General features: G+C 72.3%; 16 protein-coding genes. 12 read left to right on the top strand and 4 right to left on the bottom strand.

The genetic code is table 11. From position 1 onward, the window contains the following. Positions 1–46 precede the first annotated feature (46 nt). From NP777_RS40760 to NP777_RS40705, 12 genes are all read left to right on the top strand, one after another. Positions 47–1,237 carry a Gfo/Idh/MocA family protein gene (locus tag NP777_RS40760; RefSeq protein ID WP_256655230.1) on the top strand — a complete coding sequence of 397 codons (1,191 nt, stop codon included), beginning with the start codon at positions 47–49 and terminating at the stop codon, positions 1,235–1,237. Positions 1,238–1,250: 13 nt separating this feature from the next. Continuing rightward, entirely contained in the window at positions 1,251–2,258 is a 1,008-nt protein-coding gene (locus NP777_RS40755; RefSeq protein WP_256655229.1) for a sugar phosphate isomerase/epimerase family protein, read from the top strand. A gap of 267 nt (positions 2,259–2,525) precedes the next feature. Then, positions 2,526–4,970 (top strand): PQQ-dependent sugar dehydrogenase, encoded by a 2,445-nt coding sequence (locus tag NP777_RS40750; RefSeq protein ID WP_256655228.1) that lies wholly within the window; start codon positions 2,526–2,528, stop codon positions 4,968–4,970. Between the two features lie 78 nt (positions 4,971–5,048). Continuing rightward, positions 5,049–6,479, top strand: a complete 1,431-nt coding sequence (locus tag NP777_RS40745) for a ThuA domain-containing protein (RefSeq protein WP_256655227.1) — start codon at positions 5,049–5,051, stop codon at positions 6,477–6,479. 259 nt (positions 6,480–6,738) lie between these two features. Then, positions 6,739–7,944 (top strand): inositol-3-phosphate synthase, encoded by a 1,206-nt coding sequence (locus tag NP777_RS40740; RefSeq protein WP_391858675.1) that lies wholly within the window; start codon positions 6,739–6,741, stop codon positions 7,942–7,944. Positions 7,945–8,015: 71 nt separating this feature from the next. Beyond that, entirely contained in the window at positions 8,016–9,209 is a 1,194-nt protein-coding gene (locus tag NP777_RS40735; RefSeq protein ID WP_308405364.1) for an SCO3242 family prenyltransferase, read from the top strand. Continuing rightward, positions 9,206–10,099, top strand: coding sequence for a sugar phosphate isomerase/epimerase family protein (locus NP777_RS40730; protein ID WP_256655224.1), 894 nt, complete (start codon positions 9,206–9,208; stop codon positions 10,097–10,099). The genes NP777_RS40735 and NP777_RS40730 overlap by 4 nt, the downstream gene beginning before the upstream one ends. Then, on the top strand, positions 10,093–10,896 hold the full coding sequence (locus NP777_RS40725) for an EboA domain-containing protein (protein ID WP_256655223.1): 804 nt from the start codon (positions 10,093–10,095) through the stop codon (positions 10,894–10,896). Before NP777_RS40730 ends, NP777_RS40725 begins: the two co-directional genes overlap by 7 nt. Next, positions 10,896–11,780, top strand: coding sequence for a TatD family hydrolase (locus tag NP777_RS40720; protein ID WP_256655222.1), 885 nt, complete (start codon positions 10,896–10,898; stop codon positions 11,778–11,780). Before NP777_RS40725 ends, NP777_RS40720 begins: the two co-directional genes overlap by 1 nt. A gap of 10 nt (positions 11,781–11,790) precedes the next feature. Then, the gene (gene eboE, locus NP777_RS40715; RefSeq protein WP_256655221.1) at positions 11,791–12,969 is read left to right on the top strand and encodes a metabolite traffic protein EboE; all 1,179 of its coding nucleotides are present in this window, start codon (positions 11,791–11,793) and stop codon (positions 12,967–12,969) included. Then, complete coding sequence (locus tag NP777_RS40710; protein ID WP_256655220.1) at positions 12,966–14,396, top strand: nucleotide pyrophosphatase/phosphodiesterase family protein; 1,431 nt, start codon at positions 12,966–12,968, stop codon at positions 14,394–14,396. Before eboE ends, NP777_RS40710 begins: the two co-directional genes overlap by 4 nt. Then, positions 14,393–15,439: a sugar phosphate isomerase/epimerase family protein gene (locus tag NP777_RS40705; protein ID WP_256655219.1), complete on the top strand. Its 1,047-nt coding sequence runs from the start codon at positions 14,393–14,395 to the stop codon at positions 15,437–15,439. The genes NP777_RS40710 and NP777_RS40705 overlap by 4 nt, the downstream gene beginning before the upstream one ends. 24 nt (positions 15,440–15,463) lie before the next feature. Here NP777_RS40705 and NP777_RS40700 read toward each other — a convergent pair whose 3' ends face one another. From NP777_RS40700 to NP777_RS40685, 4 genes are all read right to left on the bottom strand, one after another. Further along, positions 15,464–16,855, bottom strand: a complete 1,392-nt coding sequence (locus NP777_RS40700) for an OFA family MFS transporter (protein ID WP_256655218.1) — start codon at positions 16,853–16,855, stop codon at positions 15,464–15,466. A 261-nt stretch (positions 16,856–17,116) separates the two neighbouring features. Further along, positions 17,117–19,252, bottom strand: a complete 2,136-nt coding sequence (locus NP777_RS40695) for an acetate--CoA ligase family protein (protein WP_256655217.1) — start codon at positions 19,250–19,252, stop codon at positions 17,117–17,119. A gap of 2 nt (positions 19,253–19,254) precedes the next feature. After that, on the bottom strand, positions 19,255–20,502 hold the full coding sequence (gene frc, locus NP777_RS40690) for a formyl-CoA transferase (RefSeq protein ID WP_256655216.1): 1,248 nt from the start codon (positions 20,500–20,502) through the stop codon (positions 19,255–19,257). Between the two features lie 12 nt (positions 20,503–20,514). After that, positions 20,515–22,230, bottom strand: coding sequence for a thiamine pyrophosphate-binding protein (locus tag NP777_RS40685; protein ID WP_256655215.1), 1,716 nt, complete (start codon positions 22,228–22,230; stop codon positions 20,515–20,517). Positions 22,231–22,399 lie beyond the last annotated feature (169 nt).

Genomic DNA, 22,399 nt, shown 5'->3' with positions numbered 1-22,399 from the left:
CAGACCCCCCACCTCGCGTCGGTTTGCGATCGTCAGAAGGAGTCCCATGGAAAATCCTGAAGCGAAGACACTCGGCGTCGGCATGGTCGGCTACGCCTTCATGGGCGCCGCCCACTCCCAGGGCTGGCGTACCGTCGGCCGTGTCTTCGACCTCCCCGCCCGCCCCGCGATGTCCGCCGTCTGCGGGCGCGACGCGGACGCCGTACGGGCCGCCGCGGACCGGCACGGCTGGGCCGCCGCCGAAACCGACTGGCGGGCGCTGATCGCCCGGGACGATGTGCAGGTGGTCGACGTCTGCACCCCGGGCGACAGCCATGCCGAGATCGCCATCGCGGCCCTGGAAGCGGGCAAGCACGTGCTGTGCGAGAAGCCGCTCGCCAACTCCGTGGCCGAGGCGGAGGCCATGGTGGAGGTGGCGCGGCGGGCGCGGGAGCGCGGCCAGGTGGCGATGGTGGGCTTCAACTACCGTCGCGCGCCCGCGATCGCGTACGCCCGCCGGATGGTGGCGGACGGGCGGATCGGCGTGCTGCGGCACGTCCGGGTCACCTATCTCCAGGACTGGATCGTCGATCCGGAGTTCCCCCTGGTGTGGCGGCTGCGGCGGGAGTACGCGGGCTCCGGCGCCCTCGGCGACCTGGGCTCGCACATCGTCGACCTGGCGCAGCATCTGGCGGGGGAGCGGCTGGTCGGCGTCTCGGCGCTCACCGAGACGTTCATCCGGGAGCGGCCGCTGCCCGCCGGCGCGGTGGCCGGGCTCGGCGGCTCCGGGGCGGGCGGGGCGGCGCGCGGACCGGTGACGGTCGATGACGCGGCGCTGTTCACCGGGCGGTTCGGCTCCGGTGCGGTGGCGTCGTTCGAGGCCAGCCGGTTCGCCGCGGGCCGTAAGAACTCGCTCAGGATCGAGCTCAACGGCGATCGCGGTTCGCTCGCCTTCGATCTGGAACGGCTCAATGAGCTGTCCTTCCATGACCACACCGAGCCCGCCGTCGACTCCGGCTTCCGCCGGATCCTGGTGACCGAGCCCGAGCACCCCTACCTCGAGGGGTGGTGGCCGCCGGGCCACGCCCTCGGCTATGAGCACACCTTCGTCCACCAGGCGCGGGACATGGTGCTCGCGATCGCCGACGGAACCGGCCCCGAGCCGTCCTTCGAGGACGGGCTGCAGGTGCAGCGGGTGCTGGCCGCGGTGGAGGAGAGCGCGGAGAAGAACTGCGTCTACACCCCCGTACCCGTCTGAGGAGGAGGCCGGAATGCCCAGACCCTTCACGCTCTTCACCGGCCAGTGGGCCGACCTTCCCCTGGAGGAGGTCTGCCGGCTGGCCCGTGACTTCGGCTACGACGGACTGGAACTCGCCTGCTGGGGCGACCACTTCGAGGTGGACCGGGCGCTCGGCGAGTCCGGCTATCTGGACGGGCGGCGCGAGCTGCTGGAGAAGTACGGCCTCAAGTGCTGGGCCATCTCCAACCACCTGGTCGGCCAGGCCGTGTGCGACTCGCCCATCGACGAGCGCCACAAGGCCATCCTGCCCGCCCGGATCTGGGGCGACGGCGAGGCGGAGGGCGTCCGGCGGCGGGCCGCCGCCGAGATGGCCGACACCGCACGCGCCGCGGCCGCCTTCGGGGTCCGCACCGTCATCGGCTTCACCGGCTCCTCCATCTGGCATCTGGTGGCGATGTTCCCGCCGGTGGTGCCGGGGATGATCGAGCGGGGCTACGAGGACTTCGCCGAGCGCTGGAACCCGGTCCTCGACGTCTTCGACGCCGAGGGCGTGCGCTTCGCCCACGAGGTCCACCCCAGCGAGATCGCCTACGACTACTGGACCACCCACCAGGCCCTGGAGGCCGTCGGCCACCGCGCCGCCTTCGGGCTCAACTTCGACCCCAGCCACTTCGTCTGGCAGGACCTGGACCCCGTGGGCTTCCTGTGGGACTTCCGGGACCGGATCTACCACGTGGACTGCAAGGAGGCCCGGAAGCGGCTGGACGGCCGCAACGGCCGCCTCGGCTCCCATCTGCCCTGGGGCGACCCCCGCCGCGGCTGGGACTTCGTCTCCGCGGGCCATGGCGATGTGCCGTGGGAGGACGTGTTCCGGATGCTGCGCTCGATCGGCTATGACGGTCCGGTGTCGGTCGAGTGGGAGGACGCCGGGATGGACCGGCTCACCGGCGCCCCGGAGGCGCTGGCCCGGCTGAAGCACTTCGACTTCGACCCGCCGACGGCGTCGTTCGACGCGGCCTTCGGCGGCGGGGACAAGTAGCGACAAGGACCCGTCCAAGGGCCCCTGGGTGGGGGGCCGCATACCGCGCCCCCACCCAGCTTTGTCCTGCCCGTGGATGAAGCGGCACTGTTTTGTGTCAAAGGGGTTTCCGGACCGGACAAACCCCGCTACGGTCCTTGAGATGTACCGGTCACATAGGGTCCCCTCGCCCCGGACCGGTCATCCCGGCGCGACGGTGCGCGCCTGTGCCAGTCACGGCGGCCTGACGGCCCGCCCGTACCCCCCCTCTTTCCACGGAGGATCAGCGTGCACAGGAAAAGGCTTCGACTGCGCGGCCCCCTCGCGCTCGTGACGAGCGCACTGCTCGTCGGCGCGGGGCTCGCCTTCACCGCTCCGGCCGCGGGCGCGGATCAACCCGCCGCGGCCGCCGAGCAGTTCCAGCAGGTCACCCTCGCCAAGGGCGTGGAGGAGACCGGTGAGCCCATGACGCTCGCCGTGCTCCCCGACCGCTCCGTGCTGCACACCTCGCGCGACGGCACCCTGTGGCTGACCGACGCCACGGGCGAGACCAAGGTGTCCGGCAAGCTGCCCGTCTACTCGCACGACGAAGAAGGGCTCCAGGGCGTCGGCATCGACCCCGGCTTCGCCGACAACCGCGCCATCTACCTCTACTACGCGCCCCCGCTCGACACCCCCGCCGGTGACGCCCCCAACGAGGGCACGGCCGCCGACTTCGCCAAGTTCGACGGTGTCAACCGCCTCTCCCGGTTCACCCTCGACGCCGACGGCACCCTGAACACCGGCAGCGAGAAGAAGGTCCTGGACGTCCCCGCGTCCCGCGGCATCTGCTGCCACGTAGGCGGGGACATCGACTTCGACGCCGACGGCAACCTGTACCTGTCCACCGGCGACGACACCAACCCGTTCGCCTCCGACGGCTTCACCCCCATCGACGAGCGGGAGAACCGCAACCCCGCCTATGACGCCCGGCGCTCCGCGGGCAACAGCAACGACCTGCGCGGCAAGGTCCTCCGGATCAAGGTGGCCGACGACGGCTCGTACACCATCCCGGACGGCAACCTCTTCGCGCCCGGCACCGAGAAGACCCGGCCCGAGATCTACGCGATGGGCTTCCGCAACCCCTTCCGGATCAGCGTCGACAAGCCGACCGGCACGGTCTACGTCGGCGACTACGGACCGGACGCCGGCGCCGCCAACCCCGAGCGCGGACCCGGTGGCGCCGTCGAGTTCGCCCGGGTGACCAAGCCCGGGAACTACGGCTGGCCTTACTGCATCGCCGACAACAAGCCGTACCGCGACTACGACTTCGCCACCGGCACCTCGGGCCCGGCCTTCGACTGCGCCGCGCCCAAGAACACCTCGCGGTACAACACCGGGCTCACCGATCTGCCGCCCGCCCAGCCCGCCTGGATCCCGTACGACAACGACTCCGTGCCCGAGTTCGGCTCCGGCTCCGAGTCGCCGATGGCCGGGCCGGTCTACCGCTACGACGCCTCGCTCGACTCCCCGGTGAAGTTCCCGGAAGTCTACGACGGGAACTTCTTCGCGGGGGAGTTCGGCCGCCAGTGGATCAAGCGGATCGAGCAGGGCGCCGACGGGGCCGTGCAGAAGATCAACGACTTCCCGTGGTCCGGCACCCAGGTCATGGACTCGGCCTTCGGCCCGGACGGCGCGCTGTACGTCCTCGACTACGGTCTCGGCTACTTCAACGGTGACGAGCACTCCGCGCTCTACCGGATCGAGAACGCCACGGACGGCCACTCGCCCATCGCCGAGGCGAGCGCCGACCGCACCTCCGGTCAGGCGCCCATGAGGGTCGCCTTCTCCTCGGCGGGCACCTCGGACGCCGACGGCGACACCCTCACCTACAGCTGGGACTTCGGCGACGGCACGACCTCCGCCGCCGCCAACCCCACCCATACGTACCGGAAGAACGGCACCTTCACCGCGACCCTCACCGTCAAGGACCCCACCGGCCGCACCGCCAGCGCCAATGTGCACCTCACGGTGGGCAACACCGCGCCCAAGGTGACACTGCAACTGCCCGCCGACGGCCAGCTGTTCAGCTTCGGCGACGAGGTCCCGTTCAAGGTCAAGGTGACCGACCCGGAGGACGGGACCGTCGACTGCGCCAAGGTCAAGGTCACCTACATCCTCGGCCATGACAGCCACGGCCACCCCGTCACCACCGCGAACGGCTGCTCCGGCACCATCAAGACCAACGCGGACGGCGAGCACGACCCCAACGCCAACATCTTCGGGGTCTTCGACGCCGAGTACACCGACGGCGGCGGGGGCGGCCAGCCGCCGCTGACCACCCACGACCAGTCCATCGTCCAGCCCAAGCACCGGCAGGCCGAGCACTACGGGAAGAGCCAGGGCGTATCGGTGATCTCCCACGCCCCGGCCAACGGCGGTAAGACGGTCGGCAACATCGAGAACGGCGACTGGATCTCCTTCACCCCGTATGTGCTGAGCAACGCCAAGGACTTCACCGCACGGGTCTCCTCGGCGGGCGCCGGCGGCACGCTGGAGATCCGCAGCGGATCCTCGACCGGACGGCTGCTCGGCACCGTCACCGTGCCGGTGACCGGCGACTGGGAGACCTTCCAGGACGTCAAGACGACGCTGAAGAAGCCCCCGACCGGTACCACCACGCTGACTCTCGTCTTCAAGGGCGGAGCGGGAGCGCTCTTCGACGTGGACGACTTCACGATCGGCACCGGCTGACGAGCTGACGCCCGGGGCCCGGGGCGGCGGCCGTACCCGGCCGCCGCCCCCGGCCCGGGAGGAAGGAGCACCACGGAAATGCACCCGCACACCACTCCGCACTCCAGACCCCACGCCGGAACCGACTCCGGGACCCGCTCCCGGCGCGGGGCGCGGCTCGCCGCCGTCGGGGCCACGCTGCTGCTCGCCCTGACGGCCCTGCCCGCCGCCGCGTCCGGGGCCGCCACCTCCGGCGCCGCCGACGGCGACCGGGTCCTGGTCTTCTCCAAGACGGCCGGCTTCCGCCACGACTCGATCCCCGACGGCATCGCCGCCATCAAGGAACTCGGCGCGCAGAGCGGCTTCGCCGTGGACGCCACCGAGGACGGCGCCGCCTTCACGCCCCGCAACCTCGCCCGCTACGACGCCGTCGTCTTCCTCTCCACCACCGGCGACATCCTGAACACCGCCCAGCAGTCCGCGTTCGAGGGCTACGTACGGGCGGGCGGCGGCTACGTCGGTGTCCACGCGGCCGCCGACACCGAGTACGACTGGCCCTTCTACGAGGGCCTGGCCGGGGCGTACTTCCAGTCCCACCCCGCGATCCAGCGGGCCACCGTGGACGTCGAGGACCGGGCCAACCCCGCGACCGCGCATCTGGCGCCCACATGGGAGCGGACGGATGAGTGGTACAACTACCGCACCAACCCGAGGGAGCGGGTGAAGGTCCTCGCCACGCTGGACGAATCCTCGTACCAGGGTGGCGCGATGGGCGAGGACCACCCCATCTCGTGGTGCCAGGACTACCGGGGCGGCCGCGCCTTCTACACCGGCTTCGGCCACACCAAGGAGTCCTACGCCGACCCCGCCTTCCGGCAGCATCTGCTCGGCGGCATCCGCTACGCCACCGGCGCCGCCCACGCCGACTGCCGCCCCGAGCAGGGCTACCGCCCGCTCTTCGACGGCACCTCGACGGACGGCTGGAAGCAGGCGGGCCCCGGGAGCTTCACCCTCGACGCCGCGTCCGGGACCCTCACCTCGACCGGCGGCATGGGCATGCTCTGGTACCAGGCGCGCGAGCTGCACTCGTACTCGCTCAAGCTGGACTGGAAGATGGCCGGCGACGACAACTCCGGCGTCTTCGTCGGCTTCCCGGCCTCCGACGACCCCTGGTCGGCGGTCAACAACGGCTACGAGGTGCAGATCGACGCCACGGACACCCCCGATCACACCACCGGCTCGGTCTACGGCTTCCAGTCCGCGGACCTCGCCAAGCGGGACGCGGCGCTGAACCCGCCGGGGGAGTGGAACACCTACGAGATCCGGGTGCAGGGCGAGCGGCTGCGGATCTGGCTCAACGGCGTGAAGATCAACGACTTCACCAACCGGGACCCGGTGCGCAGTCTGCGCCAGGGCTACGTCGGCATCCAGAACCACGGGGAGGGGGACGAGGTCTCCTTCCGCGACATCCGCGTCAAGGACCTGCCGGCGAAGGGCGGCGGCCACCACCAGCACCACCACGACGGCTAGGCGCCCCCGGTCCGCCGTCCCGACGGCCCGAGGGGAGCCGTGGGGACGGCGTGGCGGCGGGCAGGAGTACGCCGCCTCCTCCCGCCGCCACCCCCACCACCTGTCCGACGCCGCGACCCCGACGGCCCCGGGTCACCCGCCCGGTGGCTCCGGCCGCCCCGCCCCGGCCCCGACTCCCGGGCGCGGGGCGGCCTCGGCCACGCTCGCCCGACCACCCCACCCCACCCCACCCCGCGCCACGACCGAACCGGCGCCGCCCATGCGGATCCGCGCCACCCCGAACCACCTGCGCAACCCACGCCCAGCCCCCGGGAGGCAGCCAGTGACCACCCGTCCCGACGACATCACCCCACTCCGCGACGCACCCCGTACGGGGGTCTGGCTCATCGGCGCCCGCGGTTCCGTCGCCACCACCGCCGTGGCGGGCTGCGCCGCCGTCGCCGGGGGGCTGCAACCGGCGACCGGAATGGTCACCGAGACCGCGGCGTTCGCGGACAGCGGCCTGCCCGCGCTCGCCGATCTCGTCTTCGGCGGCCATGACACCGCCGCCACCCCGCTGCCCAAGCGGGCCGAGGCACTGGCCGCCGACGGGGTGCTGCCGCATGGGCTGCCCGCCGCCGTACGCGGCGAACTGGCCGCCGCCGACGCGGCCGTCCGGCCGGGCGGGCCACAGCCCGGCGACGGCCGTGAGGAGGAGGAGCTGATCGCGGCCTTCGCGGCCGACCTCGCCGAGTTCCTCCGTACGCACGACCTCGCCCGCGCCGTCGTCGTCAACGTCGCCTCCACCGAGGCCGCGCCGGAGGACGCCGGGGCGCTGCCGCCCAGCTCCCTCTACGCGGCCGCCGCGCTGCGCGCCGGATGCCCGTACGTCAACTTCACGCCCTCCACCGGGCTCCACCACCCCCGCCTGCGCGAGTCGGCCGAGCGCTCCGGGCTGCCGTACGCGGGGCGCGACGGCAAGACCGGGCAGACGCTGCTGCGGTCCGTTCTCGCGCCGATGTTCGCCCAGCGGGCGCTGGCCGTGCGGAGCTGGTCGGGCACGAACCTCCTCGGCGGCGGTGACGGCGCCGCGCTCGCCGACCCGGGCGCCGCGGCGGCCAAGAACGCGGGGAAGGCGCGGGTCCTCTCCGACACCCTCGGCGAACTCCCCGACGGCGAGCTGCACATCGACAACGTGCCCGCGCTCGGCGACTGGAAGACCGCCTGGGACCACGTCTCCTTCGAGGGCTTCCTCGGCTCCCGGATGGTCCTCCAGACCATCTGGCAGGGCTGCGACTCGGCCCTCGCCGCACCGCTCGTCCTCGATCTGGCCCGGCTGACCGCCCGCGCCCATGAGGTCGGCCGCACCGGGCCGCTCCCCGAACTCGGCTTCTACTTCAAGGACCCGGACGGCGGCCCCGCCGCCCTCGCCGACCAGTACGCGGCGCTCGTCGGCTTCGCCGGGCGGCTGCGGGGCCGGTCGTGACGGGCGGGGCGGGCGAGGGGGGGGAACGGGGGCCGCTCGGGACGTGGGGCGACTGGGCCGAACTGCTCAGGGTGTCCGCCCTGTTCACCGTCCCCGGTGACGCCCTGGCGGGCGCGGCCGCGGCCCGGCGCGGCCCCAACCGGGGCACGGCGCTCGCGGTCTGCGCCTCGCTGTGCCTGTACGAGGCGGGCATGGCGCTCAACGACTGGGCGGACCGGGACATCGACGCCGTGGAACGCCCCGGCCGGCCGCTGCCGTCGGGCCGTATCGCCCCGGCCGCGGCGCTGACCGCCGCGACCGGGCTGACCGCCACCGGGCTGCTCTGCGCCGCCGCCGCGGGTCCCCGGGCCCTCGCCACGGCGACGGCCCTGGCGGGCACGGTGTGGGCGTACGACCTGGGGCTGAAGAACACGCCAGCGGGCCCGCCCACCATGGCCGCCGCCCGCGCACTCGACCTCCTCCTCGGCGCCACGGCCTCCGCCGGGCACCTCCGCCCGGCCCTCCGCCCGGCCGCCCTCCTGGGCGCCCACACCCTCGCGGTGACCACGGTCTCCCGCCGCGAGGCGACCGGCGGCTCCTCGACGGCCCCGCTCGGCGCCCTCGCGACGGGAGCGATGATCGCCTGGTCCACGACCAGAGGCCCGGTCCCCGCTTCGGGGCGCGGCCCTGGGGTGGGCCACGGCGCGCCGGTCGCGGTGGTGAACGGGGCCACCAGTGGCGCTCCGGTGGGTAGCGTGGCCGCCGGTGGTGCCACCGCCGCCCTCGCCAGGAGGCTCTCCCCCGCGGGGCCACGCCGTGCTGGTCCGGCGAGGCGGCTCACCTCGGCTGCCACCGGCCGTGGCGGTCCGGCGGGCGGGCCGCGTGCCGGGGCGGGGTTGCGCCCGACCGTCGCCCCGGGCGGCGCGGCGGCCGAGCGTACGCGTCCGGTCGGCCGCATTGCCGCCGTGGCCGGGGTCGGCCTCGTGGGCGGCCGTGCCGGGGGCGCGTTGCCCCGGAGCGGCCCCTCGCGCGGCGCGGCGGTCAGCCGCTTCGCGGGGGTCGCCCTCGTGGGCGGGTACGTGGCCACGGTCGCCCGGCCGTTGGCGCATGCCGCGCTCAACCCGTCCCCGTACCTGCTCCAGCGTGCCGTCGGCAGCGGCATCCGCGCGATGATCCCGCTTCAGGCCGTGCTCGCCTCCCGCGCCGGGGCGCACCGTACGGCGGCCGGGCTGCTCGCGCTCATGCCCGTCGCCCGCCGGCTGTCGAGAAAGGTCAGCGCGACATGAGCCGCACCGGCAACCCCACTCCGGAACCCCTGCGCTTCGCCTACGGCACCAACGGCCTGACCGACCTCCGCCTGAGCGACGCCCTCGCCCTCCTCGCCGACCTCGGCTACGACGGCGTCTCGCTGACCCTCGACCATATGCACCTCGATCCGCTCGCCCCGGACCTCGCCGTCCGTACCCGCCGCGTCTCGCGCGACCTCGAGCGGTTCGGTCTCGGCGTCGCGATCGAGACCGGTGCCCGGTACGTGCTCGACGCCCGGCGCAAGCACCACCCCACCCTGCTCGACCCGGACCCCGGGGCCCGCGGCGCCCGGGTCGATCTGCTGCTGCGCGCCGTGCGGGTGGCGGCCGACCTCGGGGCCCCGGCCGTGCACTGCTTCAGCGGGGTGCTGCCGCCCGGTGAGTCGGGGGAGACGGCGTGGCGGCGGCTGGCGGACGCCCTCGGGCCGGTTGTCGTGGCCGCCGGGGCGGTGGGCGTCTCCCTCGCGATCGAGCCGGAGCCGGGGCATCTCCTCGCCGACCTCGCCGGTTTCCACCGGCTGCGCACGGCGCTCGGCGATCCGGCCGCCCTCGGCCTCACCCTCGACATCGGCCACTGCCAGTGCCTGGAACCCGACCCGCCCGCCGAGTGCGTCCGGGCGGCGGCGCCCTGGGTGCGGCATGTGCAGATCGAGGACATGCGGCGCGGGGTGCACGAGCATCTGCCGTTCGGCGAGGGGGAGATCGACTTCCCGCCGGTGCTGGAGGCGCTGCGCGCGGCGGGGTACCGGGGACTCGTCGGGGTCGAGCTGCCCCGCCACTCCCACGCCGGTCCCGAACTGGCCCGTGCCTCCCTGCGGTTCCTCAAGGACGCCGAACGTGCCGCGAGCGAGGGAGGCGTCCGATGCTGACCGTGACCGAGCTGCGCGCCGCCGTGGAGCGGCGCTTGGACGAGGCAGGCCGCGCCTGGCTGGACGGCGCCCTGACGGACGCGGCAAAATCCGGACCGCGCCCGGACGCTCCCGGCCCCGCCCGCTGGGAACTGGACTTCGCCTCCGCGGGCCGCCACGTCCGCAACCCCCGACCCGCCACTACGACCGGCCGGCCCGTCTCCGCCGACCGGCCTGCCCCCGGTGGCCCGGCCTCCGCGGGGCGGCCCGCCGCCACCGACCGGCCCGCGACCGACAGCCCCGCCGCCGACGACCTCGCCCCCCACGAACTCGCCCCCCACGACCTCCCCGACGCCGCCCGCATCCTCATCCTCCACGCCGCGCGGGCCGACGCCTCTGCCGTCGCGAGGCTGTACGCGCACGGCACGGGCGCCGAGCGCCGGGCCGTGCTGCGGGCGCTCCCGCATCTCGGGCTGTTCGCCGGGCCCGACGCCGTGCCGCTCGTCGAGGACGCCCTGCGGACCAACGACACCCGGCTCGTGGCCGCCGCCGTCGGGCCGTACGCCGCTCGGCACCTCCCGCCGCACAGTTGGCGGCAGGCCGTGCTCAAGTGCCTGTTCACGGGCGTCCCCCTCACCGCCGTGGCCGACTGGGAGCGGCGGGCGCGCGGGGACGGCGAGCTGGGCCGCATGCTCGGCGACTACGCCCGTGAGCGCACCGCCGCCGGACGTCCCGTGCCCGGCGATCTCGACCGCGTACTGGCCCTGACCCGCGCCCTGCCCGACGCGCCCCGCGCCCTGACCCGCGAGGAGTCCTGATGCGCATCTTCGATCCCCATATCCATATGACCTCCCGCACCACCGACGACTACGAGGCCATGTACGCCGCGGGGGTGCGCGCCCTCGTCGAGCCGTCCTTCTGGCTCGGGCAGCCCCGCACCTCGCCCGCCAGCTTCTACGACTACTTCGACTCCCTCCTCGGCTGGGAGCCGTTCCGGGCCGCCCAGCACGGGATCGCCCACCACTGCACCCTCGCGCTCAACCCCAAGGAGGCCAACGACCCGCGCTGCACCCCCGTCCTGGACGAGCTGCCGCGCTATCTCGTCAAGGACGGCGTCGTGGCCGTGGGCGAGATCGGCTACGACTCGATGACCCCCGCCGAGGACACCGCACTCGCCGCCCAGTTGCAGCTCGCCGCCGACCACGGGCTGCCCGCCCTCGTCCACACCCCGCACCGCGACAAGCTGGCCGGGCTGCGCCGCACCCTCGACGTCGTCGGGGAGTCCGCGCTGCCCGCGGACCGCGTTCTGATCGACCACCTCAACGAGACCACCGTCAAGGAGGCCAAGGACGGCGGCTGCTGGCTGGGCTTCTCCGTCTATCCCGACACCAAGATGGACGAGGAGCGGATGGTCGCGATCCTGCGCGCGTACGGGCCCGAGAAGGTGCTGGTCAACTCCGCTGCCGACTGGGGGCGGAGCGACCCGCTCAAGACCCGCGGGGTCGGCGACCTGATGCTCGCCGAGGGCTTCACCGAGGACGACGTCGACCTCGTGCTGTGGCGCAACCCGGTCGCGTTCTACGGGCTCAGCGGCCGCCTGGACCTGGACCTCGACGTCGAGGACACCGAGGCCACCGCCACCCACGAGGGCAACTCCATCCTGCGCGGCGGCGCCCCGGCCGCCACGCCGACGGAACGGTGAGGAGGACCCCATGCGCTTCCGCCACCCCGACGGCTCCACCGTCCACCTCGCCTACTGCACCAACGTCCACCCCGCCGAAGACCTCGACGGCGTCGTGGACCAGCTCCGGCTGCACTGCGAACCCGTCCGCCGCCGCCTGGGCCGCGACCGGCTCGGCATCGGCCTGTGGCTGGCCCGCGACGCCGCCCGCACCCTGAGCGCCGACCCCGGCGAACTGCGCAGGCTGCGCACCGCGCTGGACACCCGCGGCCTCGAGGTGGTCACCCTCAACGGCTTTCCTTACGAGGGGTTCGGCGCCCAGGAGGTCAAGTACCGCGTCTACAAGCCCGACTGGACCGACCCGGAGCGTCTTGAGCACACCACCCATCTGGCCCGGCTGCTGGCCGCGCTGCTCCCGGACGACATCACCGACGGCTCCGTCTCCACCCTGCCGCTCGCCTGGCGCGCCCCCTTCGACGCCGACGCCGCCCGCGCCGCCCGCCGCCACCTGACCACCCTCGCCCAGCGGCTCGACGCCATCCAGGAGCTCACCGGCCGCTCCGTCCGCATCGGCCTGGAGCCCGAGCCCGGCTGCACGGTGGAGACGACCGCGCAGGCCATCGAGGCGCTCACCGCGCCCGGCGGCCCGCCCCTGGACCGCATCGGCGTCTGCCTGGACACCTGCCATCTGGCGACGCAGTTCGAGGATCCGCACACGGCCACAGACGCGCTCACCGCCGCCGGGGTCCCGGTCGTCAAGGCGCAGCTGTCCGCCGCGCTGCACGCCGAGGACCCGGGGCGGCCCGCCGTACGGGAAGCCCTGGCGGCCTTCGCCGAGCCCCGCTTCCTCCACCAGACCCGCACCCGGGCCCCCGAGGGCGGCGTCACCGGCACCGACGACCTCGACCAGGCGCTCGGCGGCGGTCTTGCGGACACCGCGCCCTGGCGCTCCCACTTCCATGTGCCGCTGCACGCCCCGCCGGAGCCCCCGCTGACCTCCACCCTCCCGGTGCTCGCCGACGCCCTGGCCCGGCTCGTCGGCGGGCCCGCCCCGCTGACCCGCCACCTCGAAGTGGAGACCTACACCTGGCAGGCGCTCCCGCCCGAGCTGCGCCCGCGCACCCGCGACCGGCTCGCCGACGGCATCGCCGCCGAACTCGCCCTCGCCCGCGACCTGCTGACCGACCTCGGCCTCAAGGAGCTGCCATGAGCGACCCGAGCCACCGGGGCGACAGCACCGGCCCGACCCCGCTCCTCGTCCTCGACGTCGTCGGGCTCACCCCCCGGCTGCTGGACCATATGCCCCGGCTCAGGGCGCTCGGCCGGTCCGGCTCGCGCGCCGCGCTGGGCACCGTGCTGCCCGCCGTCACCTGCGCCGCCCAGTCGACGTTCCTCACCGGCACCACCCCCGCCGAGCACGGCATCGTCGGCAACGGCTGGTACTTCCGCGAGATGGGCGAGGTGCTGCTGTGGCGGCAGCACAACGGCCTGGTAGGCGGCGACAAGCTGTGGGACGCCGCCCGCCGCGCCCACCCGGGCTACACCGTGGCCAACATCTGCTGGTGGTACGCGATGGGCTCGGACACCGACATCACCGTCACCCCGCGCCCCGTCTACTACGCCGACGGACGCAAGGAGCCGGACTGCTACACCCGGCCCCCCGCGCTGCACGATGAACTCACCGCGAAGCTCGGCACCTTCCCCCTCTTCCACTTCTGGGGGCCGGGCGCCGATCTGGTCTCCTCGCAGTGGATCATCGACGCCACCCGCCACATCCTGCGCACCAGCCCCACCGATCTGGTGCTGACCTACCTTCCGCACCTGGACTACGACCTCCAGCGGTACGGCCCCGACGACCCCCGCTCCCACGCCGCCGCCGCCGAACTCGACACCGCCCTCGGCCCGCTGCTCGACGACGCCACCGCCCGCGGCCGCACCGTCGTGGCGCTGTCCGAGTACGGCATCACCCGGGTCTCCCGGCCGGTGGACATCAACCGGGCGCTGCGCCGCGCCGGACTGCTCGAGGTGCACACCCAGGACGGCATGGAGTATCTGGACCCAGGCGCCTCCCGCGCCTTCGCGGTCGCCGACCACCAGCTCGCCCATGTGTATGTGCGGCGCGCGGAGGACCTGGACGCCGCCCGCGCCGCCCTGGCCGGACTGCCCGGGATCGCCGAACTCCTCGACGACGAGGGCAAGAAGGCCCACGGCCTGGACCATCCGCGCTCCGGGGAGCTGGTCGCGGTGGCCGCGCCGGACGCCTGGTTCACGTACTACTACTGGCTCGACGACGCCCGCGCCCCCGACTTCGCCCAGCTGGTGGAGATCCACCGCAAGCCCGGCTACGACCCGGCCGAGCTGTTCATGGACCCCAAGGACCCCTATGTGCGGGTGCGGGCCGCCACCGCGCTGGCCCGCAAGAAGACCGGGATGCGCTACCGCATGGCCGTCGTCCCGCTCGATCCGATCCCGGTGCGCGGCAGCCACGGCCGCCTCCCGGACCGCGAGGAGGACGGCCCCGTCCTCCTCTGCTCCCAGCCCGGCGCGGTGCGCGGCGAAGTGGCCGCCACCGACGTCAAGAACCTGCTCCTCCGCCTCGCCGGCCTGACGAACGCAACCGAAGGAGACACCCCGTGAAGAGGGCCCAGGACAACCCCGAACTCGCCGATACCCTCCGCCGCCGCAGATTCCTCGGCGTCGCCGCGGGCGCCACGGCCGCCGGTCTGCTCGGCACCGGCACCGCCACGGCCGCCCAGACCGGCACCGCCACCGCCGCGTCGGCCCAGAACGGCCGGGGCGGCCCGCTGGTGCCCCGCGGCCACCTCGGCATCCAGCTCTACACCCTCCGCGACCAGGTGCAGTCCATCGGCTTCGGCCGGGTCTTCGAGGAACTGGCCCGGTACGGCTACGACCAGGTGGAGTTCGCCGGCTACACCCAGGGCACCGGCGACCTCACCCTCAAGCAGCTCAAGCGGCTGATGCGGGACAACGGGCTGCGCGGTATCGGCAGCCACGTCGGCTACTACTCCGACGACCCGAAGGCGTACACCTTCGCCACCAACCTCACCCAGGTGCTCGACGACGCCCAGGCGCTCGGCCTGCCGCATGTGGGCACCGCCTCCGGGCCCTGGCGCTACGGCTCCACGGTGGACGGCTGGAAGCGCTGCGCTGAGGAGTTCAACACCTACGGCGCCGCGGCCAAGGCGCGCGGGATGAAGTTCTACCAGCACAACCACGCCGAGGAGTTCTCCTTCGCCACCGACCGGCCGAACGTCCGCCTCTACGACGTGCTGCTCGCCGAGACCGACCCCGAGTTGGTCCATCTGGAGATGGACATCTACTGGGCGTATGTGGCCCAGTACCGCTTCGGCAAGAAGGCCGACGGCTCCCCGGCGCCCTTCGAGCCGCTGAACTACGTCCTGCGGGCCCCGCACCGCTATCCGCTCTTCCACGTCAAGGACGGGGAGCACGACGAAACCGTCCCCGACGGCTACCGGATGGTGGACGTCGGAGACGGTGACATGGACTACCGCCGCTTCCTGAGCGCGGTGGGCAAGACCCATGGCGGGCGGCGTGACCACCACTGGATGGTGGAGCACGACCAGCCCGCCGATTCGCTCACCACCGCCCGCCGCTCCGCCCGCTATCTGCGGTCGTTGCGCTGCGGCGGACGGGGCTGAGCGAGGGTCCCCGCACGGCGCGAGCTAGACGGCCTCGCGGCTGATCGGCTGCGGGTTCGGGGCGATGCCCCGGACCCGCGGCCGTCCTGGCTGCCGCAGCAGCAGGGCCACCGCGGCGGCCACCATGGAGAGGCCTCCGGCGAGCGCGTACGCGCCGTCGTAGCCCCAGGAGTCGACCACCATCGAGCCGAGGCCGCCGCCGAACAGCCCGCTGATCAGCTTTCCGCTGTACACCAGGCCGTAGTTGGTGGCGTTGTAGTTCTCCCCGAAGTAGTCCGGGGTCAGCGCCGCGAACATCGGGTAGAAGGCGCCGCCGCCGAACCCGGAGAGGAAGGCGAAGAAGAGGAACAGCACCTCGTTGTGGATGTTGCCGGCCCAGATCACCCCGAACTGGGCGAGGCCCAGCACCACGATGACGAAGACCAGCGTCGTCTTCCGCCCCCACAGGTCCGAGAGCCAGCCGACCACACCACGTCCGACACCGTTGATGACGGACATGATGCCCATGGACGAGGCCGCCACCAGCGGGCCGAAGCCCACCTCCTTGGCGTAGTCGACCTGGAAGGAGATGCCGAATATGGACACTCCCGCGGTGAGCACCAGGGAGAACCACATCAGCGGCAGCATCCCGGTCTTGATGGCCTCCTTGGGCGTGTACTGCCGCACCGCCGGCGGGTTCTTCGCCAGGCTCGCCGCGCCCTTGGCGTTGCCCGCGTAGTTCAGCGGGTCGATGTCGGCGGGCCACCAGTTCTTCGGCGGGTCCTTGAAGAACCAGGCGCAGACCGCCACGATGATCAGCACATAGACCCCGATGAGGTCCAGGACCTCGTCGAAGTTCCCGGTGTCGAACCAGTAGTTGAAGATGAAGATGAACGGCAGCGCGCCGTAGGCGAACCCTCCGTTGACGAACCCCGTCTTCGCCCCGCGCCGCTCCGGGAACCACTTGCCCACCATGTTGATGCAGGTGGCGTAGACGAACCCGGAGCCGAGCCCGCCGATGACACCGAAGCCGACGATCGCCGCGAAGACGTTGTCGAGGTGGGAGAGGGCCAGGAAGCCGATCAGACACAGCCCCGCGCCCAGGAACATCGCCTTGCGGGCGGTCAGGATCCCCTTCTCCCGCAGCCATCCCGCCGGGAAGGCGATGCCCGCCTGGAAGAACACCCAGACGCTCAGGATCCAGAAGGTATTGCTCTGGGTCCAGCCGTGCGCGTCCGAGAGCGTGTCCTCCGCCGAGCCGTACGCGTACTCGGACACGCTGATGGCCATCATCGCGATCCACGGCAGATAGACCATCAGTTTCCGGCTGTGGCCCAGGATGTCGCGGTCGGTCTCGCCGATGCGATACGTACGTCCCTTGCTGTCCCGCACTTCACGGAAGGGGAGAACCCCTTCCGGCCGTTCTGCTGTGCTCATGTCGTCCCCTTGGCTTCGAAGGAACCCGGCCAGCGCCCCCTGTCCAAACTCTTCGTGCTCCGGGAAACGCGGTTGGCTAAGCGAATCGGTGGAAGTAGGCCACGGTCCGGTAGAAGTCGGCCGCGGTCCGGTGGCGCCCCAAAGGGGCGCGGGGCCGTGTCGATATGCGGCTCCGCCACGCGGCGCGACCAGCCACGACGGCGCCGCAGACGATCGACGACAGGTCGGGGCACTTCCAGTGGTGCACCTCCAGCGGAGCGCTTACGTGAGCAACCCCGCCGACCTGGCCCAGCGGTACTTGGCGCCCAGGACGGCCACCGGCTTCTCGGTGGTGTACGGATAGGCCACCACCCCGCGCTCGAAGAGGTACGCGCACGCCTCCTCGACCTCGGTGTCGCCCGCGAGCGAGGCCACCACCGGTTTGGCGATGCCCCGGGCGCGGAACTCCTCGACGACCCGCGCGGTCAGCTCGGCGAACACCATCGGCGGGGTGACGATGGTGTGCCAGTAGCCCAGGACCAGGGCGTGGATCCGCGGATCCGCCAGGCCCAGCCGGATGGTCGCCTCGTAGGTGGACGGCGGTTCGCCGCCGGTGATGTCCACCGGGTTCCCGGCCGCGCCGAACGGCGGGATGAAGCGGCGGAAGGCGGCGTCGAGGTCCTCCGGGATCTCCATCAGGGACAGTCCGTTGTCGACGATCGCGTCCGACAGCAGCACCCCGGAGCCCCCGGCGCCGGTGATGATGACGACGTTGTCACCCTGGGGCGCGGGCAGCACGGGCAGCGCCCGCGCGTACTCCAGCATCTCGTTGAGGCCCGGCGCCCGGATCACCCCGGCCTGCCGCAGGATGTCGTCGTAGACCGCGTCGTCCCCGGCCAGCGCGCCGGTGTGGGACCCGGCGGCCTTGGCACCCGCCGCCGTACGGCCCGCCTTGAGGACCACCACCGGCTTCCGGGGCACCGTGGCCCGTGCCGCCTCCACGAAGGCCCGGCCGTCCTTGAGGTCCTCCAGGTGCATCGCGATGCACTGGGTGCGGTCGTCCTCACCGAACCAGGTGAGCAGGTCGTCCTCGTCCAGGTCCGACTTGTTGCCGAGCCCGACGATGGCCGAGACCCCGGTCCTGGTCGTCCTCGCGAAGCCGAGGATGGCCATCCCGATGCCGCCGGACTGCGAGGTGAGCGCCACCGGCCCCTTGACGTCGTACGGGGTGCAGAAGGTGGCGCACAGGTCCTGCCAGGTGGAGTAGTAGCCGTAGATGTTGGGCCCCAGCAGCCGCACCCCGTGCTCCTCGGCGATGGCCACGATCCGGTCCTGGAGCTCGTGTTCACCGGTCTCGGCGAAGCCGGACGGGATCAGCACCGCGTTCGGGATGCCCTTGCGGCCGACCTCCTCCAGCGCGGCGGGCACGAACTTCGCGGGAATCGCGAAGACCGCCACATCCACCTCGCCGGGCACGTCCGTGACGGTCTTGTACGCCTTGCGGCCCAGGATGTCGTCGGCCTTGGGGTTCACCGGGTGGATCTCGCCGGGGAAGCCGCCGTCGATGAGGTTGCGCATCACCGAATTGCCGATCTTGCCCTGCTCGTTGGAGGCGCCCACCACCGCCACCGAGCGCGGCTGCATCAGCCGGCGCATCGAGCCCAGGATCTCCTCGCGCGAGTAGCGGCGGCGGGTCCGCGGGGCCGGGTCGCCGATCAGCAGCCGCACATCGGCGGCGAGCACCCCGCTCGCGGTGGCGAACACCGGGTTGAGATCGACCTCGGTGATCTCGGGGAAGTCCGCCACCAGCCGGGAGACCCGCACGATCAGATCGGCGAGCGCCGCGCGGTCCACCGCCTCGCCGCCGCGCACCCCGCGCAGCACCTCGGCGGCGCGGATCCCGTCCAGCATCGACAGCGCCTCGTCCTCGGTCGCCGGGGCCAGCCGGAAGGTGATGTCCTTGAGCACCTCCACCAGCACCCCGCCGAGCCCGAACGCCACCACCTTCCCGAAGGTGGGGTCGGTGACCGCGCCGACGATGACCTCCTGCCCGCCGTCCGGGATCATCTGCTGCACCTGGACGCCCTGGATCCGGGCGTCCGCGTCGTACGAACGGGCGTTGTCGACGATCGTGGTGAACGCGCTCCGCACCTCGGCGCAGGAGGTCAGCCCCACCCGGACCCCGCCCGCGTCGGTCTTGTGCAGGATGTCCGGGGACACGATCTTGAGGACGACGGGGAAGCCGATCCGGTCGGCGAGCGCCACCGCCTCGTCGGCGGACTCCGCCAGCCCCTCGGCCGGGGTCGGGATGCCATACGCGTCGGTGATCCGCTTCCCCTCGGGGGCGGTCAGCGCCGTGCGCCCCTCGGCGCGGGCGGCGTCCAGCACCGCGCGCACGGCATCGTTGTCATACGTCACCGTCAGATCACTCCGTTCGTCTTGAGCAGCCGCACTTCCTCGTCGCCGAGCCCCAGCTCCCCGACGTACACCTCTTCGTTGTGCTCACCCAGCAGCGGGGAGCGCTCGACCCGGACCGGGGAGTCGGAGAGCTTCAGCGGGGAGCCGACCGTGGTGAAGGAGCCACGCTCGGGGTGGTCGACCTCGACGATCATCTCGTTGGCCGCGAGCGACGCGTCCTCGACGATCTCCTTGGTGGACAGGATCGGCCCGCACGGGATGTTGTGCGCCGTGAGCTGCTCCAGCACCTGCCACTTCGGCAGGGTGCTGGACCACTCCTCGATCAGCTGGAACATCTTGGCCAGCTTCGGCAGCCGCGCCTCGGGCGAGGCCCACTCCGGGTCCTCGGCCAGCTCGGGGCGGCCGATGAGGCGGGTGATCGGCTCCCAGCCGACCGGCTGCACGATCACGTAGACGTAGTCGTTGGGGCCGCCGGGCGCGCATTTGACCGCCCAGCCGGGCTGGCCGCCGCCACTGGCGTTGCCACTGCGCGGCACCTCGTCGCCGAAGTCCTCGTTCGGGTACTCGGCGAGCGGGCCGTGGGTCAGCCGCTGCTGGTCGCGCAGCTTCACCCGGCACAGATTGAGCACCGCGTGCTGCATCGCCACATTGACCCGCTGGCCGCGCCCGGTGTGGGTGCGCTGGTAGAGCGCGGCGAGGATGCCCGCCACACAGTGCACCCCGGTGCCGGAGTCGCCGATCTGGGCGCCGGTGGCCAGCGGCGGGCCGTCCTCGAAGCCGGTCGTGGACATCGACCCGCCCATGGCCTGCGCGACCACCTCGTACGCCTTGAACTTGGTGTACGGGCCGTCGCCGAACCCCTTGATCGAGGCGTAGACCAGCCGGGGGTTGATCTCCTGGATGCGCTCCCAGGAGAACCCCATGCGGTCCACCGCGCCCGGACCGAAGTTCTCCACCAGGACGTCGCTGCGGCGGATCAGCTCGGTCAGGAGCTCCTTGCCGCGCTCGCTCTTGGTGTTCAGCGTGATGCTCCGCTTGTTGCAGTTGAGCATCGTGAAGTAGAGCGAGTCCACGTCCGGGAGGTCGCGCAACTGCTTGCGGGTGATGTCGCCGGTGACGTTCTCCAGCTTGATCACATCCGCGCCGAGCCAGGCGAGCAGCTGGGTGGCGGAGGGACCGGACTGCACATGCGTCATGTCGAGGACGCGGATGCCCGACAGAGCCTGATGGGCCTCAAGAGCCTGGGACATGGTGGCGCCTCCCTACTTGTACATGGTCTGGTTCATGGTTCCGGGGGCGTACGCGTCCGGGTCCACCCAGACGTTGATCAGCGACGGCTTGCCGGACTCCCGGGCGCGGCGCAGCGCCGGGCCGATGTCCGCCGGGTCGCGGACCTCCTCGCCGTGGCCGCCGAGCATCCGCGCGAACTGGTCGTAGGGCACGTCGCCGAGGGTGTTGCCGACCCGCTCGCGCTCGTCGCCGTACTTGGCCTTCTGGCCGTAACGGATCTGGTTCATCGAGGAGTTGTTGCCGACGATGCCGACGAACGGCAGGTCGAAGCGGACCAGCGTCTCGAAGTCCCAGCCGGTCAGGGAGAACGCGCCGTCGCCGAAGAGCGCCACCACCTCCTTGTCGGGGCGGGCCTGCTTGGCGGCCATCACGAACGGCACCCCGACGCCGAGCGTCCCCAGCGGGCCCGGGTCCATCCAGTGGCCGGGCGACTTGGGCTGGACCACCTGACCGGAGAAGGTGACGATGTCGCCGCCGTCGCCGATGTAGATCGAGTCCTCGGTGAGGAAGTCGTTGATCTCGCTGACCAGGCGGTAGGGGTGGATGGGGGAGGCGTCGGACCGGAGGTTGGGCAACCGCTTCTCGATCGCCGCCTGCTCGGCGGCGCGCAGCTCGTCCAGCCACTCCTTGCGCTTGCCCGCGCCCCCGTTACTGTGCCTTATGGGGGGTACCCCCCCAAACCCCCCTAGCCCGGAAGCGGCCTGGGTGACGGCGGCGAGGATCAGCCCCGCGTCGCCCACGATGCCGAGGTCGATGTCCCGGTTCTTGCCGACCGTGCGGTAGTCGAGGTCGATCTGGACCACGGTGGCGTCGGGGGAGAGCCGCTTGCCGTAGCCCATCCGGAAGTCGAAGGGCGTGCCGACGATGACGATGAGGTCCGCGTTGGAGAACGCGTAGCGGCGGGAGAGCTGGAAGTGGTGCGGATCGCCGGGTGGCAGGGTGCCGCGCCCCGCGCCGTTCATGTACGCGGGCACGTTGAGGGTGCGCACCAGCTCGGTGGCCGCGCCGGTGGCCCGGGTGGTCCACACCTGACTGCCCAGCAGGATCGCCGGCTTCTCGGCCTGGACCAGCAGATCGGCCAGCTTCTGGACGGACTCGGGGTCGCCGGCGTTGCGGGTGGAGGCGCGGTAGTGCCCGGCCTGCGGGACGCGGGCCTTGTCCACCGGCACCTTGGCGTCCAGCACATCGCGCGGGATCTCCAGGAAGGAGGGGCCGGGGGCGCCGTGGAAGCACTCGCGGAAGGCCATGGAGACCATGTCGGCGGCGCGGGCGGTGTCCGGGACGGTGGCGGCGAACTTGGTGATCGGCGCCATCATGTCGACGTGCGGAAGGTCTTGGAGGGAGCCCATCTTGTGCTGGTTGTGGGCGCCCTGGCCGCCGATGAGCAGCATGGGTGACTCGGCGCGGAAGGCGTTGGCGACACCGGTGACCGCGTCGGTGGTCCCGGGGCCCGCGGTGACGACGGCGCAGCCGGGTTTGCCGGTGATCCGGGCATAGCCGTCGGCGGCGTGGGCGGCGACCTGTTCGTGGCGTACATCGATGACATCGATGCCCTCGTCGACGCAGCCGTCGTAGATGTCGATGATGTGGCCGCCGCAGAGGGTGTAGATGACCTCGACGCCTTCTGCCTTGAGTGCTTTGGCGACCAAGTGCCCGCCGGAGATGAGGTCCTGGCTGTCGTCGGGCATGGCGAATCGCGTCCCTTCGTAGGGGTTCGGTGCTGCCTCGCGGATGGATCGCTGGATTGCACATCGCTGGATTGCATACAGTCGACGTTATCCTGTATGAACTTTGTTATCCCACCATCGGCCGAGCGATGTCCAGGGGGCGTGCGCCACTCGTTCCATCCAGCGCTGG

It is taken from the genome of Streptomyces rugosispiralis, from assembly GCF_024505145.1.
Taxonomy (GTDB): Bacteria; Actinomycetota; Actinomycetes; order Streptomycetales; family Streptomycetaceae; genus Streptomyces; species Streptomyces rugosispiralis.
Note: the sequence above shows the minus strand (reverse complement) of the source record. Positions and strands in the feature narration are given on the sequence as shown.